Genomic DNA, 18,547 nt, shown 5'->3' with positions numbered 1-18,547 from the left:
TTTTACTAGAAGTTAAATTTTAAAGACGTGAAAATATTACGTCCCATTCTAGGAATGTTTCCCCAGTCAGCATATGTGCTGTAATATTGATTTAATATATTCTCGGCACCTATCTGAACAGTGGTTCTAACTTTATTGATTTTAAAATTATAATTGGCTGAGATATTCCAGATTGAATAAGCAGACGTAAGATCTTCTCCATATTCTGGACTGTAATTTATCTGCTCAAAATCACCATTTAGGGAAGTCTGTATCCCAAAATTTTTATGCATAAAATGAAGCGATGTCTGATAACTAAGCGGGCGTATAAAAGGAAGATTCCCTCCTTTATCATCCATTCCGCGAGCATAAGTCAATGCTCCTTTCCAGTGCAGATGTGGCAGAATATCATAACTAACATTCACAGACATATTCAAAAGCGTCGCATAATCTAATGAAGTATATCCTTTTACACCAACTGACTGATAATTCATCGGGCTTCCCATACTTAAAACTCTCCCAATAATATAATTCTGAATATAGAAGTAATTGATTTTACCCTGAATGCTTAATTTTTCGTTTTTAAAACCTGCGCTAGCATTTCCTTCATACGAAATTTCATTTTTTAAATCAGGATTTCCAATATAATCATAACGGTCAAAACTATTATAGATATAATACCCGTAACCTTCAGATACGGAGGGTGCTCTGTGTCCGTAACCTGTTCCTACAGAAAAATTAAAATGATCAATATCCAAATTATAACCTGCATGAAGGCTAGGTAAAAATCTAGTTTTTTCTTGTGGTGCTCCAGGATGAAAAATCCAGTTGAACTCTACATATTTGGAGTAATTGTAATTAACGCCCAATGAACCTCCTAAATTTACCCGGCTTTTCTCTGAAATATCCCAGGAATTATTCATAGAAAGTCCTGCATAACGCGTCGTTACCCAAGGCCAACTGTAAGCAAACATCGTTCTTTTACTACGATCCTGTGGGTACATTCTCATTTCGGCAATAGAAAGATTATCATAGGCATTCAATTGAATTTCAGAAGAATAGTCATTATTTTTTAAATTGGCTTTAGAAACCAATCCATAGGTTGTACTCCAGCCTGGCATATCCATGTGAACCAAATTTTCAGGACGTGTAGTATCATCCATATAATGCTCAATCGCATTAAAATAAACCTTTGTATCAACCACTTTTATTAATCCTTCTTCAAATAATTGTTTATAAGAAACTGATGTAATAAGTGCTCTTGAAAGTGATAAATCCATTGGCAGGGCGGGATAACCAACATCTTTTGCCATATCAAAAATTGCATCCACTCTCACAGCTGACAAATCAGTTGTTTTATAGGCAAAACCTAACGAAGTGTTGAATTTTTTATATTGTGAATGCTTTACCTCATCATTTTCACCATCATAGTAATCGTCTGCTTTTCGATATGAAATACTTCCTTCAGCTACAAATCTATTGCCAGAATACGCCACATTTCCTAGATTAAAAAACTGTTTATTATTAAACTCAAATCCGCTTTGATATGTTCCGTTCCATTTTTTTTCCATACCGAAGGGCGTACTTTTTCTTTTTAAGTCAATACTTCCTGCAACAGTTGCACCGTGAAGGCTTCCTTCTTGTCCTGATTTTATATCAATTGTCGAAAGATTATTACTCTCCACATAAGACGTTACTGGGTCCATTTTATCGGTACAAGCCCCGAAAATGTGCATTCCGTCAATTGTAACAGTAGAACGTTCTGTGCTCATGTTATTTAGCAATGGTTCCCACGCGTAGGCACCGCGCTTTATGAAACTGATATTATCTGATGATGACAAAAATTCATCAACCGAAACTGCCATTTTCATTTCAGTTTCAATTTTCTTTTTGGTAGTATTTTTTACTTTTACTTCTTCTAAGTTTTTTATACTGTCGTGATGCACATATGTATTTTGAGCAGTTACTGACATTCCCAAAAAAAGTAGTATTATTATATATTTCATGTTTTTAGAATAATGTATCAATATAAAGTTCACTTTTTACCCCTTCGACTCCGGGAGTAAAATCTGTTGGAACAACAGTTCCTTTAATGATCAGCCCATTTTGATTCATCATTATTAAATTCAATGTCCAGTTTCCAGTCATCGTATAATTAACAACTCCATGATATAAACCATCGTTCTGCTGTGTCAAATCCTGATTATTCGGCGAAGAATGATTTCCCATTGAAGGCTCCGGCATTCTCGGATCTAATTTTAAAGTATAACCGCTCACTACTGAATAGGAAAACTGAGAAGGATCTGGAAAAATTCCCTCAGTAATAGTTGATTTATTATATTTATAAATACCCGCAGTCAATTTGTTTTCAGATACCGTTGGCCTTTGAGGAGCAATTAAAGCAATAACATATTGTTCATTATCCTTTCCAGTAAAGATTGCCATATTCAAATTTTTATTACTTTGTTTTTCGATCGAAATATCTTTGCTAACCTTATAATTCTGATTATCAGAAGTAAAACTCACATATAATTTCCAACTGTCTCCTATGGTACTTTCTCTTGTGAATACAGAATACCCCGTAAAATATTTGTTGGTCGCATCATATTGAAGATTATACTCATGCGGGCAAGAAGTTTTCTTTCCATCAGTGCTACTCAAAATTGGCAAAAAAGTTACTTCTGAAGAACTTATGTTCTCATTGGTCTGGGTGTTTACAATTTTAAAATGAAGTTCGTTGTAGCCTTTATAAAAAACTCCATTTAAAGCTTCAATGCTTATTTTATAAATACCGCTGGTAAACGAAACGGCTTCTTTAAACTCATAATATTCCGGAACCTCAGCGCTTGTTTCGGCTTCATAATCTGTTTTATCGATTGTGCAGGAAGTAATCACACAGAATAGTGCAATGACTAAAAATTTAAAAGATTTCATTGGTAATGAATATTAGAAAAACTGTTTAAAATATAGTACAAAGCTATCTGGTTTTACAAACCAGAAATGAGCAACTGTACTATGAAATTTGAATTTTCAATTGAGATAATATAGTCAAAGTATATTTTTCAATTACAACAATACGATCAATAATTTCGGTAATAAAAAAGATAATGTAAATAAAAATAGTGTTTCATGTAAACTCACTTCTTGTAATAAATTCACATTTATACTAATATGAAAATACATCACACTTTTTGCAACATTGAATAGTTACAATGACATCTAATTTTAAAAATAAAAACTAAAATATTGATCTACACCAACCAGAGCGGAGGGTGAAATGTAAGATTAGAAGCACCGATAGGCTTCTTTTCAAATAAAATAGAAGTGTTTTCTTTTGATTCTATAATAGGAATATTATCAAAACATACTTCAGCAGTGTTATAAACGTACACAAGCTCTAACTTATCTTTTAGACTGTCCTGCATTTTTCTTTCGTTGTCAGAATATTTTTTGATGCTTTTTTGAAGTTCACATCGACCATTACAACTATTGAAAGATAATTTACGCTGTACACAAATGGTTTTAGAAATTTCTTCCTGATTGATTTTGAATGAAGCATAAACGAACAAGCTACCAAATGATGGCGATAAAATTAAAATGGAAAGTACTATAATAATTAACCTTTTCAATTGCTTGTTTGCTTGTTTACTTATTTATTTCTGCAAAAATACGTCATTTTTACATTTATTTTAATAAACCTTTTGTTTTATTAAATAAAAAATCATTTCATACTCAACTACAAGTCCTTATTTAATCTTTACCAACTGTGTTTCAAAGTCAATCTGACATTAAAAGGAATCATTATAGTAAAATGTATTACCGCTACTAGACTAAAATATAGTTAGGCATCCTTCCTTTTATTTTCTAATTGTTAATTAGGAAATGCTAGGATTTATTTTTTATGTCCCATACCTCGCATTCTTAACTATTTACAACATTTCTAAACAACTAGTTATCTATAATTTTACAAGAATATTAGTTATATTTGAAGTGTGAAAAAATACTTATCCATATTATTTTTATCTGTTTACCTACTCTCAATTACTCAATTAGGTGAACTAATAAAATTACCTCTCTTGGTAGAACATTATATGGAACACAAACAGCAAAATAGTAATTTGACTATTTTGAACTTTTTACATATTCATTACCAAGCACAACATGTATTTGATGCCGATTATGACAAGGATATGAAATTACCTTTTAAATCACATACTCCTATATCTTCTGTTGTATTTTATCCACTAATACAAGAATATAAGACAATACAAAAAGTTGATTTTAAGTATAAAAAAGAATTTTTATATACATATTCTTTTTCCTATTCTTCTATTTCACTTTCGTCTATCTGGCAACCACCCAGAAACTGTTAATCGTTTTTTATTGGCTTAAAAACTTTCACGTCTAATGGCGCGTGTTTTTGCTATTCCTTATTTTTTATAACGACGATTAATAAAATAAACTTATGCTTACTAAAATAATTGAGTTTTCTGTGAAGAATAAACTCATCGTAGGGCTTTTTATAATTGCCCTGATTGGCTATGGCTCCTATGAAGCCACTCGCCTACCCATTGATGCTGTTCCTGATATAACCAACAACCAAGTACAAATTATCACAATAGCACCTCCATTTGGCGCGACTGATATTGAGCGATTGGTCACTTTTCCTATAGAACAGGCCAATAGCAATATCTCTGGAATGAAAGAGATTCGAAGTTTCTCCAGATTTGGATTGTCTCTGGTCACTATCGTTTTTGATGATGATATTGATGTTTACTGGGCAAGACAACAAGTTGCCGAACGCTTACAACAAGTACAAAATGAGATTCCAAAAGGCATAGGCACACCCACATTAGGGCCTATATCTACAGGACTTGGCGAAATTTATCAATATGTGGTTAAACCCAAAAAAGGATACGAACAAAAATTCAATGTAACCGAATTAAGAACGATTCAGGATTGGATTGTGAGAAGACAGCTCTTAGGTGTTAAAGGAGTTGCTGAAGTGAGTAGTTTTGGGGGTAAACTAAAGCAATATGAAATCAGTATTAGCCCTGACAAACTTAACGCTTATGGAATAACGATCAATGATGTTTTTACTGCTGTTCAAAACAATAATCAAAATACGGGTGGTTCTTATATAGAAAAAGGACCAACAGTACTTTATATTCGTAGCGAAGGTCTTATTGGGACTATTGCTGATATCGAAAACATAGCTATCCCTAATAAAAATAGTGACACTCCTTTATTCATAAGAGATGTAGCTCAGGTAAAAACTGGATTTGCTACGCGATATGGAGCAATGTGCTATAATGATGAAGGGGAAGTTTCTGGAGCAATAGTTATGATGCTTAAAGGAGCTAATAGTAGTGAGGTCATTAAAAATGTAAAAGAAAAAATTGCTCAAATACAAAAAACACTTCCTGAAGGTGTAGAAATAGAACCTTTTCTTGATAGAACAAAAATGGTAAATAATGCCATTGGAACAGTCGAAAAAAACCTGCTCGAAGGGGCCTTAATTGTAGTGTTTGTTTTGGTAATGTTTCTTGGTAATTTCAGGGCGGGCTTGTTGGTCGCATCAGTAATTCCGCTAGCCATGTTATTTGCTATTTGCATGATGAATTTCTTTGGCGTAAGCGGGAACTTAATGAGTCTTGGCGCCTTAGATTTTGGATTAATTGTAGATGGTGCGGTTATAATTGTAGAGGCCATCATGCATCAGCTCTCCAGTAATACTAAATATAAGGAGCATGCTTCACTTACTTCTGATCAGATGGATAAAACCGTTACAAGTTCGGCTAGTAAAATGATGAACAGTGCTGTATTTGGACAAATAATAATATTGATTGTTTACTTACCCATCTTTACATTACAAGGTATCGAAGGCAAAATGTTTAAACCTATGGCACAAACAGTTGCTTTTGCTTTGCTGGGTGCTTTTATTTTATCTCTTACCTATATTCCTATGATGAGTGCTTTTTTTCTAAGTAAAAAAACAAAACACAAAGAAAATCTATCGGATAAAGTAATGAAACGTCTTGAAAACACCTATCAAAATACACTAAAAAAGATACTTCGTTTTCCTAAAACTGTATTAGGTTCTGTATTACTGCTATTTATTTTGGCTGTTATAACGCTTACTACCTTGGGAGGAGAATTTATACCTGCTCTTGAAGAAGGTGATTTTGCTGTAGATACACGAGTACTTACGGGCAGCAACTTAAATACAACAATAGAAAGTACCCAAAAAGCAGCACATATATTAAAAAGCCAATTCCCTGAAGTGCTAAAAGTAGTTACTAAAATAGGCAGCGGCGAAGTCCCTACAGATCCAATGCCTATGGAAGCCAGTGATATGATGGTAATTTTAAAAGATAAAAAAGAATGGACTTCTGCTAAAACTTTTAATGAATTATCGGCTAAAATGAGTAAGGCTCTAGAAGATGTTCCAGGAATTACGACTGGGTTTCAATTCCCCGTACAAATGCGTTTTAATGAATTAATGACAGGCGCCCGACAAGATGTTGTTCTTAAAATATTTGGAGAAAATCTAGATACACTAGCAGTCACTGCAAGTAAACTGGGCAAAATTATTAATACAGTAGATGGAACTGCTAATTTATTTATAGAACCAGTTGCAGGTATGCCACAGGTAATTATAGACTACAACCGACCAGCAATTGCTCAACATCACCTGTCAATTGTAGATATTAATAAAGTTATAAATACAGCATTTGCAGGGCAAAGTACAGGCTTGGTGTTTGAACAAGAAAAAAGGTTTGATCTAGTAGTTCGATTAAATGCCAATGAAAGAAAAGATATTGAAGACATTCGAAACCTATTAATTCCCACACCAAGCGGCAATCAAGTTCCTTTATCGCAACTTGCTACTGTAGAAATTGAAAATGGTCCTAACCAAATACAACGAGAGGACACAAAACGTAGAATTGTTGTAGGTTTTAACGTAAAAGACAGAGATGTACAAAGTATTGTAAATGAATTACAAACCAAAGTAGATAAGGAACTAAAGTTGCCTGCTGGTTATTACGTTACTTATGGCGGTGCATTCGAGAATCTAAATCAGGCAAAAGACCGCCTTATGATTGCCGTTCCTGTTTCGCTGGTACTTATTTTTATTTTACTCTTCTTCGCATTCAATTCCGTTAAACATGGTTTGCTTATTTATACTGCAATTCCGTTATCAGCTATTGGAGGGATATTCTTCCTTGCTATGCGTGGTATGCCTTTTAGCATTAGTGCTGGTGTAGGTTTTATTGCCTTGTTTGGAGTAGCCGTTTTAAACGGAATTGTATTAATAGCTGAATTTAACCGACTTAAAAATAACGGAATGAAAAATCTGGCACAAATTGTTTTAACAGGAACAAAATCAAGACTTCGTCCTGTATTAATGACCGCTTTTGTAGCTTCTTTAGGCTTCTTGCCTATGGCTTTAAGCAACGGCGCTGGTGCCGAGGTACAACGCCCTCTTGCCACAGTAGTAATAGGTGGTTTATTAGTCGCTACTTTTTTGACCTTATTTGTATTGCCTCTACTCTATATATTGTTTGAAAAAGGCTTTAAAATAAAAAGTTTAACTCAAAAAGCAGCGTTTGTTCTGGTTTTATTTTCTGTCTTTTCAGCTGCAAATGCACAGGAAAAAATAAACCTTGAAACGGCACTAAAAATGGCTACAGAAAGAAATAATAGTATAAAAAACGAAAAACTTAGAACGGCCTATGCACAAGCGCTAATTAAATCAGGAGCTGATATTCCTAAAACAACCATTTTTGGAGAAGCAGGACAAATAAACAGCGCTTATGATGATACCAAATTTGGTGTTTCGCAAACTATTGCCTTTCCTACCATTTATAAAAAACAAAAACAACTTTTGTCTGAACAATGGAAAACATCGGTATTAAATACTTCATTAAAAGAACACGAAACTAAAAAAGCTGTAACACATGTTTTTTATACCATCTTGTATTTTAAAGAAAAAGAAAAACTACTGCAACAAGCCGATACTCTATTTAATGACTTTTATGCTAAAGCAAATCTTCGTTTGCAAAAAGGAGAAAGCAATATTCTAGAAAAAACGACTGCCGAAAACCAACGAGCTGCTGTTACTATACAATTAATGCTACTTCGACAAGAATTACAAGTAACCTTACTAGAGTTACAAGTGCTTTTAAACTCGGAAACTCCTATTATCCCTTTAGAAAAAAGCGTTAAGTATTCTTTTATACCAATGAGCGATGGAATTGAGAATAATATCCTTTTAAAATTGTCGCAGCAACAAAAAAATAATGCAGTAGCACAAACCCAATTAGAAAAATCCAGATACCTGCCAGACCTCACTATAGGCTACTTTAATAATAGTTTTAAAGGCATGGGGCCAGATAATAACTATTATAACAGTAGCAACCGCTTTAGTTCAATACAAGCTGGATTAGGAATACCGCTTTTTTCAGGAAGTCAAAATGCCAAAATAAAGGCCTCTAAAATTGGAGAAACTATTGCAGATAACGAATATGAAATGCAATTTCAAATTTTGAAAACACGATATAAACAAGTAATGACTACATATAAAATCAATACGGAAATAACGCAATATTTTGAAGGTACAGGCTTAAAAAATGCTACTTTAATTAAGGAAACTGCTAATAAACAATTTACTAACGGTGAAATTAATTTCTTAGATTTTGTAATGGTAGTCAATCAGGCTATTGGCATACAAAGCAATTATTTAGAAGCTGTAAAAGCACTAAACGAGAGCAGTATCGAACTTAATTTTATCACTTCAAATTAACTTTAAATGAAAAATATATCATTGTTTATAAGTATGCTTTTTATACTAAATGCATGCAAAAACACGACCGAAGAACAAGCAGTAATAGAAAAACCTTTAAACGAAAATAATGTAATACTTACTGATGCGCAATTCAAAAATGCAAATATCGTAACAGCTTTGTTAACGGAGAAAAATATTGCTACAGTTGTAAAATTAAACGGAAAAATAGATGTTCCACCACAAAATTTAGTATCTGTAAATGCTCCACTTGGAGGATATTTAATAAACAGTAAGCTATTACCCGGAATGCTGGTAAAAAAAGGTGAAGTGATAGCAACTTTGCAAGATCAACAATATGTCCAATTACAGCAAGATTATCTCATGGCTAAGTCTAAACTACATTTTGCCGAAATGGAATACGCTCGTCAAAAAGATCTTAATCAATCTAAAGCAAGTAGTGATAAAGCAACACAACTAGCCGAATCGGAGGTAAGCAATCTTCATATAACGGTAAATGCATTGTCAGAAAAACTTAAACTAATTAATATTAATCCGAATAATTTGTCTGCCAATAAAATTTCTAAAAGTATCCGCATTGTAAGTACTATAACCGGTTTTGTAAGCAAGGTCAATATTAATGTAGGCAAGTATATATCTCCTGGTGAGGTAATGTTTGAACTTATAGATCCTAGTGACATTCACCTAAATCTTACTGTTTTTGATAAAAACATTGCACAACTTGCTATAGGACAAAAAGTGATTGCCTACAGTAATGCTGAACCCAACAAAAAGTACGACTGTAAAATTATACTAATCAACAGAGACATCAACTCTAACGGAAATACTGAGGTGCATTGCCATTTTTTAAAGTATGATAAATACCTTTTACCTGGCATGTACATGAATGCCGAAATAGAAACAACATCTGCCTTAGCCAATGCACTACCTGAATTAAGTATTGTAAATTTTGAGAGTAAAAACTACGTTTTTATTGAAACTGCAAAGCAACGGTATCAAATGACTGAAGTTACTGTTGGAGCCAAAGAAAATGGCTATTTGGAAATTCTAAATCCTGAAAAACTTAAAAACAAAAAATTGGTTACCAATGGAGCTTATACCCTATTGATGAAAATGAAAAATAAAGAAGAATAAAAATTAATAACTTAAAACAAAACATTATGAACGGAGCACATTATCATTTAGTATTGAATCACTTGCCTATTATTATACCAATCGTAGGCTTATTGGTTCTCATTGGTGGGTTTATTGTAAAATCAGAAATTGTAAAAAGAACCGCTTATTGTATTTTTATACTGGGTGCTATAGCAGCATTTGCAGCTATAGCAACAGGCGAAGGAGCTGAGGATGTAGTAAAACAAATTGACGGAATTTCTAAAAGTTTAATTCACGAACATGAAGAAAAAGCTGAAGTTTTTGCCTTATTGTCTTATATATTGGGCGTAACCTCAATACTAGCCCTATGGAGTAATTGGAAAAAGAAATTATATGCAAATTACATAGGGTATGCTATAATTGCATACTGCCTTGTAGTTTTATTCTTTGCCCAACAAACAGGAACAACTGGTGGTGAAATTAGACACTCTGAAATTAGGTAGTATTCTAAATATTGATGTATAAATATAATTCAGTTATAATCCACAGCGGTTTCATAAATTCCCGCTGTGATTATAGTTGATTAAATTAGCTTAACCATTTTAAAAACAAATACTTAAATCTAAAAAAACATAGGATTTAGAATCATTCTACTCCTTTAAAATCATTGTATTATAATTGGTTAATGTAATTTTATATAAAGAAATAAAAGATTTATTATAAATATTTTCTTGTATGAAGCGAAGCTTCACAACTTTTTAGGAGCAGTAAATTTAATAACCTGAAAATAGTATATATATATATTTTAAGATTAAAATATCGTAAACATAGTCCTAAGAATAATCTAGATTGGGAAAATGCTACCCAAAATAAAACAGTATTACAAATAAGAAGTTATTGAACACTAATTTGGAGGTTTAAAGAAAATACAAAAGATCCAGACTGGATTAAACAAAATAAAAAATTAAACTATGCATGTTGAAACCCACTATATTAACAGAAGTGGCTGGCTAAGAGCAGCTGTACTTGGTGCCAATGATGGTATTTTATCTACAACTAGCTTGGCAATTGGTGTTGCAGCAGCGAGTGTAACTAGAGAGCCTATTTTACTTGCAGCAGTTGCAGGTTTGGTTGCAGGCGCACTTTCTATGGCTGCAGGCGAATATGTATCGGTCAGTTCCCAATCTGATGTAGAGACAGCCGATTTAAAAAGAGAAAAAGCAGCACTTGAAACCCAGCCAGAAGAAGAACTGGAAGAATTAACGGATATTTATATTCAAAGAGGGCTAAATAAAGAATTGGCGAAACAAGTGGCTATCGAATTAACAGCTCATAATGCACTTGAAGCTCATGCACGCGATGAACTAGGAATTAATGAAATCACACAGGCTAATCCTTTAATAGCTGCTTTTGCATCGGCTATATCTTTTATTATTGGAGGTTTGTTACCGCTTCTGGTAGCTATTTTTGCACCTATAAAAGAAATGGTGTTTTATCAATATGGTTTTTCGATACTCTTTTTAGCTTTTTCAGGGGTATTAGCTGCTAAAGCAGGTGGATCACATACTCTAAAAGCCGTTTTGCGAATTTGCATTTGGGGAACCTTTGCAATGGGCATGTCAGCTTTAGTGGGGTATCTATTTGGTGTTCAAACTGCTTAATAATTAAATAGTACTTGTATCTAACTTCAATATAAAATGTTGTAACGAAGCGGATAATTAATAAACCATACCTAAAGCAATTCAAATATGCCTGCAAATAATTTCAATATAAGTGGATTAACAGATAAAGAAGTAATTCTTTCTAGGGAAAAGTATGGTCTAAATAAGTTAGATTACAAAAAAGAGAATAACTTGTTAAGTACAATTAAACGGATTATAAAAGAACCAATGATAATTTTGCTCCTTGTTGCAGCACTTATTTATTTTATAAGTGGTAAAACAAATGATGGTTTTTTTCTAGTAGCAGCAATTGTTTTTCAAGTATCTATATCATTATTTCAATATTCAAGAAGCAAAAATGCATTAGAAAAACTTAAAGATTTTGCACAACCAAAGTGTAAAGTGATTCGCAATGGGAAGGAAGAAGAAATAAAAAGTGAAGAAATAGTTATAGGAGATAGTTTGATTGTTGAAGAAGGCACTTTAGTAGCAGCAGATGGTATTATAGTACATTCGAATGATTTTTCTGTAAATGAATCTATTCTTACTGGAGAATCACTATCTGTATTTAAAGATAAAACAAAAGAAGACAACCATATTTATTTAGGTACGACTGTAGCTACAGGTCTGGCAATCGCAACAGTAACTGCCATAGGCAATCAAACAAAATTAGGTAAAATAGGCACTAGCTTAGAGCATATTAAAGAAGAGAAAACACCTTTGGAAATGCAAATAAGTGACTTTGTAAAAAAAATGGTCATTGTTGGGGCAATTGTTTTTGCCATAGTTTGGATGATAAATTACTTATATTCACAAAATATAACAAATAGCCTGCTACAATCATTAACATTGGCTATGAGCATATTACCCGAAGAAATCCCAGTAGCTTTTACAACTTTTATGGCTTTAGGTGCTTGGAGATTAATGAAAATGGGGATTGTTGTAAAACAAATGAAAACTGTTGAAACATTAGGTAGCGCAACAATAATTTGTGTCGATAAAACAGGTACGATTACTGAGAATAAAATGACGCTTGCTAAATTATTTTTAATGTCAAGCCAAGAGATAATAACCTTAGAAAATATCGATACAGAAGAAGAAAAAGAATTGCTAACCGCTGCTATGTGGGCAAGTGAACCAATTCCTTTTGACCCAATGGAAATTGCATTGCATAAGGCATATAAAGAGATCTGCCAGAAAGACGATCGTTCAAATTACAAACTCATTCATGAATACCCACTTGGAGGAAAACCTCCTATGATGACTCATATATTTGAAGCCGTTGATGGTAACCGCATTATAGCTGCTAAGGGAGCGCCCGAAGCCATTTTGAAAGTGGCTAGGCTCTCAGAAATTGAAAAAAAACAAACTTCTGAAGCAATTAAAACCTTATCTGCAGATGGATATAGAGTTCTTGGTGTAGCTTTATCAACTTTTGATGGAAATTCTTTTCCTCTTAATCAGCAAGATTTTCCATTTAAGTTTTTAGGAATTGTAGCCTTTTATGACCCACCAAAGAAAAACATCCAAAAAGTATTAGAAAACTTTTATAGCGCAGGAATCGCTGTGAAAATAATAACAGGCGATAATACTCCAACCACACAGGCAATCGCAAAACAAATAGGGTTTAAAGATTATGAAAAAAGTATTTCTGGAGATGAATTGATGGCAATGAATGAAAATGAATTACAAGCCAATGTAATGAAAATAAACATTTTTACAAGAATGTTTCCAGAAGCTAAACTGAAAATAATAAATGCTTTAAAACAAAATAATCAAATTGTAGCAATGACTGGAGATGGCGTAAATGATGGGCCTGCACTAAAAGCCGCACATATTGGTATAGCGATGGGCAAAAAAGGTACAGAAATTGCAAAGCAAGCTGCATCACTAATTTTATTAGAAGATGACCTCTCAAAAATGGTAGAAGCTGTGGCTGTAGGCCGAAAAATATATGCGAATTTAAAAAAAGCAATTCAGTATATCATTTCAATACATATACCTATAATTCTAATAGTTTTTATTCCCTTGGCTTTGGGATGGATCTATCCAAATATTTTTTCGCCAATACATGTTATTTTTCTTGAATTGATAATGGGACCTACATGCTCCATAATTTATGAAAATGAGCCTATGGAAAAAAATACAATGTTTCAAAAACCCAAACCATTTACAACAACTTTTTTTAATTGGAAGGAATTATCTACAAGCTTTTTACAAGGAATAATTATTACAATCGGAACACTATCTATTTATCAATATTGTGTTTTTAATAATTATAATGAAGCATTAACCAGAACTATGGTTTTTACTGTTCTAATAGTTGCTAATATATTTCTTACCCTAATTAACCGCTCTTTTTATTATTCAATATTGACAACAATCAAATATAAAAACCCAATGGTGCCCCTTATTATTTTAATTACAATCATTCTTTTAGGGTTATTACTTTATGTAAAACCATTAACTCTTTTCTTTGAATTTGAGTTCTTAAATTCCAATCAATTAGTAATAGCAATTGCTACAGGATTTGTGTCGGTAGCTTGGTACGAAATTGTAAAACTATATAAAAGAAGCAAACAAAATATTGTCTAAATTTAATCTAATCTTAAGCGAGTCCAAAAAATAAACGAAGTCACAATTCGTTATTTCATTACTATCTAAAAACAAAACTGCAAGATGAAACTAATTACAATGTTCCTTTTATTGACGGTGCTTCCTATAAACTGGGAATCCGACTTTAATAATGCAAAAAAAATTGCAAAGGAAAAAAACGAATTAATTCTATTAAACTTCTCTGGTTCAGACTGGTGCGGACCTTGTATTGTAACGCGTAAAGACTATCTTGAAAATCAGTCATTCACAGATATGGCAAATGAAAATCTAGTATTAGTTAATGCTGATTTTCCTAGAAAGAAAAAAAACATTGGAACTCCTGAACAAGTAAAGCGTAATGAAGAATTAGCAGAAATATACAATAAAGAAGGAAGTTTTCCTCTCACACTACTTTTAGATACAAATGGCAAAGTATTAAAAAGTTGGCATGGGAAACCAGAAATGACTCCTGATGAGTGGACTGCCGAAATAAAAGCAATCTGTGATAGTAAAAAATAACATCCTAAAAAATCAAAAATATTCACAATCCCTAAAACTCATGGGAAACAACTTTACCATTACTGTTGTTGCAGAAAATGAGAAGATTGGAAACGAGAATATTAATCTGGCGATTGATGAAATCAAACGGATTGAAAAACTTTTGACTACCTACAAAGCCGACAGTCAAACTAATTTGATTAACGACAATGCTGGAATTGAACCTATCAAAGTAGATCTTGAAGTTTTCAATCTCATTGAAAGAAGTCTTGGTATTTCGAAAATTACACAAGGAGCTTTTGATATTTCTTATGGAAGTATCGACAAAAGTCTTTGGAATTTTGATAAATCAATGACTAAACTACCAGATACTGAAACGGCTTTAAAGATGGTACATCTTATTGATTACAGAAATATTATCCTAGACAAAAAAAACACAACTGTATTTTTAAAAGAAAAAGGAATGCGAATTGGTTTTGGTGGAATCGGAAAAGGCTATGCTGCTGAAATGGCTAAGCAAGTGCTCTTAAATCATAATGTTCAAAGCGGAATCATTAATGCAAGCGGAGATCTCTCAGCCTGGGGATTACAACCTAATGGCAAAAAATGGACTATTGGAGTTGCCAATCCCGACTCACCAACTGCTGCATTTTCGTATATAGAGATCTCTAATAAGGCAATCGCAACTTCTGGTAACTATGAAAAGTTTGTGACCATTAACGGTAAAAAATATTCGCATACCATTGACCCCAAAACAGGATTACCTGTAACTGGAATAAAAAGTGTCACCATTATTGCTTCAAATGCAGAATTTGCAGATGCAATGGCTACTCCAATTGCTGTTATGGGTATTAAAGCAGGTTTGTGTTTAATAGATCAAATTCCCGATTTATATTGTATTATCATTGACGACAACAATAAAATTTACACTTCAAAAAACATCAACTTGAAATGAAAAAGCCAAAACAAAAAGCGCTCGTACTATTCTGTAGCATTGCTTTTACAGGCATTCTACTCACCTCTTGTACTTCGGTAAAAGAATACCAAAAAGGAAAAATAAACGATTCTGAAATGGTACTTTCTAATAGAAAAATCGAAAAGACAGAACTTAGCTTTCAATCCTACCGTGAAGGAGCTTCCGGAGCAAATGCAGGAAAAAGTGGTGGTGGCTGCGGTTGTAACTAATTTTCATACTATCTACAAATGAAAAGAATATTTATTACAGGATTTGCCTTATTGGGACTACTCCAATCAAGAGCACAAAACGTTCCTACAGATTCTACCAGTTACAAAAGCAAAAAATTAAAAGTTGAAGAAGTAAATTTAGTTTCAAGTTATTATAACCAAAATGGAAACAATTCAGCGGTAACAGGAGGTATTGGCACTGAACATCTTACAGATATTGCAAATACCATCGATGTTAAATTGGTGAAATACGGAGAAACAGGAATCAAACATACTTTTAATGTCGAAGCTGGTATTGACCATTATACTTCTGCATCATCAGATATGATTGATTTGAGTGCCAATTCATCCGCTTCATCATCTGACATCCGTTTTTATCCTTCATTATCTTATCTAAGAGAAAATGAAGCAACAGGAAGAAGTATTGGTATTGGAGTTTCGTCTTCGACTGAATTTGATTACCAATCTTTTGGAGCGAATATAAGTTTCTCTCAAAAAACTAAAGATCGAAATGGAGAATTTACTGCTAAATTTCAAACCTTTATTGATCAATTAAAACTAATTATGCCAATTGAACTTCGTCCTCCAGGGAATAATGGTTATGGTAACGACAATAGAAATACTTTTGCAGGAACATTAAGCTATTCTCAGATTATAAACCAACGATTGCAAGTAATGCTTGTAGGTGATGTAATTAGTCAAAATGGGTATTTAAGCCTTCCGTTTCATCGAGTTTATTTCGCTGATGGTTCTGTTCATCAAGAAAAAATGCCTGATACCAGACTAAAGATTCCTTTGGGTATTAGAGCTAGTTATTTTTTAGGAGACAATATTATTATAAGAGCTTATTACAGATATTATTCAGACGATTGGAGTTTAAAAGCGCATACAGCCGATATTGAAGTTCCTGTTAAATTAACTCAAGCATTTTCATTGAGCCCATTTTACAGATATTACACTCAAACAGGAACGAAATATTTTAAACCTTATGGTGAACACACTGCTGCAGATGAGTATTACACTAGCAACTATGATTTATCAAAGTTCGATAGTAGTTTCTTTGGTATGGGAATGAAATATACACCTCCTAATGGAATTTTCGGTCTTAAACATTGGAACACATTAGAAATTCGCTACGGACATTACACTAGAACTACTAATATGACATCTGATATTATTAGTATAAACATTAAGTATAAATAAAAATAAAAACCAGGATCTGTAATTTCAGTCCTGGTTTTGTTTTATGCAAATTATATGGTAGTAAAAAATCTAGTAGTTCTTCCTTAATTTTTAATTTTAAAATTAAGAAGCCAAATTTTTAATCATTCCATTAAAAATAAAACCATGAAAAGGTAAAACAGAATACCAATATAACTTACCCAGTATTCCTTTAGGTCGAAATGTAGCTGCTTGATATAATACATTATTAATAATTTTAAATTCTAGCCAAGCTTCACCAGGTAATTTCATTTCAGCATATAAGATTAATTTCCCTTCTTCTTTGTTGGCATATACAACCCTCCAAAAATCTAAGGCATCACCTGGATGTATTTCGTTTTTATGAGTCCTTCCTCTTCTTGTTCCGACTCCCCCGAAAATTTTATCAATAAAACCTCGTAAATTCCAAAGCCAGTCTCCGTAATACCATCCTGTTTGTCCACCAATAGACCAAATTTTTTCAATAGTATATTCCCTATTTATAATTTCTTTTTTTCTTCGATCTCTAAAACAGTCTTTTTTAGGGATCTTAAGATAATTGGCTACGTTTCCTTTAAACTGTCCGCTAATCAATGAATCTTTCCAACTCGAAACAACTGCATCTTCATTAATTTTTATCAAAGCTCTTTCTAATGCCTGCGTATAAGTAATTGGTTGCACTCCTAAGAGACTATTAATCCTGTTATCCTTACAAACGACTTCTACTTTCATGCTACTAACCAGAGCTGAGGCTAGTTTATAGGAGGTAGAAGTAACAAAATAGAGCCAATAAGATGATAATTTTGGGGTCATTACTGGAATGGTATATATGTATCTTGTGAGTTTTTTTGCTTTAGCAAATTCTAATAACATCTGTTTATAGGTCAATATATCTGGTCCTCCAATATCAAAACTCTGATTATATGTTTTGGGATTTAACAATGATTTTGTTAAAAATTCTAAAACATCGCTAATAGCTATTGGCTGGCATTTAGTATTAAGCCATTTTGGAGTTATCATAACAGGCAACTTGTTCACCAAATCGCGTATTATCTCAAACGATGCGCTTCCCGATCCTACTATAATTCCCGCTCTCAAAGTCGTCGTTGGAATTGTCCCTTTTTTTAAAATATCCTCTACAGCCTTTCTTGAAGATAGGTGTTTAGATAGTGACTTATCATTTACAATGCCGCTTAAGTATATAACCTGTCTTGCATTAGTTTTATTTATTTTATCTATAAAGTAATTTGCCGAGATACTTTCTAATTCATCATAATTAGTAGCAGTACCCGACATAGAATGAATTAAATAATATGCTGCATCAATATCATTAGGAATACTTGCCAAAGTTTCAGAATTTAAAAAATCAACTTCAATAACTTTTATGTTTTTCTCAAATTCCTGAGGATAATAAAATCTGTTTTTATCTCTTACACAGCAAACAACATAATGTCCTTGCTCTATTAATAGTGGCAAGATTCGCTTACCTATATAACCTGTTGCACCTGTTAAGAGAATTTTCATGATT

General features: G+C 32.8%; 14 protein-coding genes. 10 read left to right on the top strand and 4 right to left on the bottom strand.

Annotated elements, in window-relative coordinates; translation table 11 throughout:
• Positions 1–5: 5 nt before the first annotated feature.
• From IUY40_RS15915 to IUY40_RS15905, 3 genes are all read right to left on the bottom strand, one after another.
• Positions 6–1,985 carry a TonB-dependent receptor gene (locus IUY40_RS15915; protein WP_195737849.1) on the bottom strand — a complete coding sequence of 660 codons (1,980 nt, stop codon included), beginning with the start codon at positions 1,983–1,985 and terminating at the stop codon, positions 6–8.
• Positions 1,986–1,989: 4 nt separating this feature from the next.
• Positions 1,990–2,913, bottom strand: coding sequence for a hypothetical protein (locus IUY40_RS15910; RefSeq protein WP_195737848.1), 924 nt, complete (start codon positions 2,911–2,913; stop codon positions 1,990–1,992).
• Between the two features lie 317 nt (positions 2,914–3,230).
• Entirely contained in the window at positions 3,231–3,608 is a 378-nt protein-coding gene (locus tag IUY40_RS15905; RefSeq protein WP_229335592.1) for a hypothetical protein, read from the bottom strand.
• A gap of 447 nt (positions 3,609–4,055) precedes the next feature.
• On the opposite strand from IUY40_RS15905, the gene IUY40_RS15900 reads away from it, so the two are divergent.
• The 10 genes from IUY40_RS15900 (at position 4,056) to IUY40_RS15855 (ending at position 17,022) form a co-directional block, all read left to right on the top strand.
• Positions 4,056–4,352, top strand: coding sequence for a hypothetical protein (locus IUY40_RS15900; protein WP_195737847.1), 297 nt, complete (start codon positions 4,056–4,058; stop codon positions 4,350–4,352).
• A gap of 92 nt (positions 4,353–4,444) precedes the next feature.
• The gene (locus tag IUY40_RS15895) at positions 4,445–8,785 is read left to right on the top strand and encodes a CusA/CzcA family heavy metal efflux RND transporter (RefSeq protein ID WP_195737846.1); all 4,341 of its coding nucleotides are present in this window, start codon (positions 4,445–4,447) and stop codon (positions 8,783–8,785) included.
• 6 nt (positions 8,786–8,791) lie between these two features.
• Positions 8,792–9,919: an efflux RND transporter periplasmic adaptor subunit gene (locus IUY40_RS15890; RefSeq protein WP_195737845.1), complete on the top strand. Its 1,128-nt coding sequence runs from the start codon at positions 8,792–8,794 to the stop codon at positions 9,917–9,919.
• Between the two features lie 26 nt (positions 9,920–9,945).
• Positions 9,946–10,383 carry a hypothetical protein gene (locus IUY40_RS15885; RefSeq protein ID WP_195737844.1) on the top strand — a complete coding sequence of 146 codons (438 nt, stop codon included), beginning with the start codon at positions 9,946–9,948 and terminating at the stop codon, positions 10,381–10,383.
• A 468-nt stretch (positions 10,384–10,851) separates the two neighbouring features.
• The gene (locus tag IUY40_RS15880; protein ID WP_195737843.1) at positions 10,852–11,541 is read left to right on the top strand and encodes a VIT family protein; all 690 of its coding nucleotides are present in this window, start codon (positions 10,852–10,854) and stop codon (positions 11,539–11,541) included.
• Positions 11,542–11,628: 87 nt separating this feature from the next.
• Positions 11,629–14,136: a cation-translocating P-type ATPase gene (locus tag IUY40_RS15875; protein ID WP_195737842.1), complete on the top strand. Its 2,508-nt coding sequence runs from the start codon at positions 11,629–11,631 to the stop codon at positions 14,134–14,136.
• 84 nt (positions 14,137–14,220) lie between these two features.
• Positions 14,221–14,655, top strand: a complete 435-nt coding sequence (locus IUY40_RS15870; protein WP_195737841.1) for a thioredoxin family protein — start codon at positions 14,221–14,223, stop codon at positions 14,653–14,655.
• 40 nt (positions 14,656–14,695) lie between these two features.
• Positions 14,696–15,589 carry an FAD:protein FMN transferase gene (locus IUY40_RS15865; protein ID WP_195737840.1) on the top strand — a complete coding sequence of 298 codons (894 nt, stop codon included), beginning with the start codon at positions 14,696–14,698 and terminating at the stop codon, positions 15,587–15,589.
• Positions 15,586–15,819, top strand: a complete 234-nt coding sequence (locus IUY40_RS15860; protein WP_229335590.1) for a DUF4266 domain-containing protein — start codon at positions 15,586–15,588, stop codon at positions 15,817–15,819. Before IUY40_RS15865 ends, IUY40_RS15860 begins: the two co-directional genes overlap by 4 nt.
• 18 nt (positions 15,820–15,837) lie before the next feature.
• Entirely contained in the window at positions 15,838–17,022 is a 1,185-nt protein-coding gene (locus tag IUY40_RS15855; protein WP_195737839.1) for a DUF3570 domain-containing protein, read from the top strand.
• 102 nt (positions 17,023–17,124) lie between these two features.
• On the opposite strand, the gene IUY40_RS15850 is transcribed toward IUY40_RS15855, so the two are convergent.
• Positions 17,125–18,543: an SDR family oxidoreductase gene (locus IUY40_RS15850; RefSeq protein WP_195737838.1), complete on the bottom strand. Its 1,419-nt coding sequence runs from the start codon at positions 18,541–18,543 to the stop codon at positions 17,125–17,127.
• Positions 18,544–18,547 lie beyond the last annotated feature (4 nt).

It is taken from the genome of Flavobacterium sp. ALJ2, assembly GCF_015594725.1.
Taxonomy (GTDB): Bacteria; Bacteroidota; Bacteroidia; order Flavobacteriales; family Flavobacteriaceae; genus Flavobacterium.
This window is presented reverse-complemented; position numbering and strand designations above follow the sequence as displayed.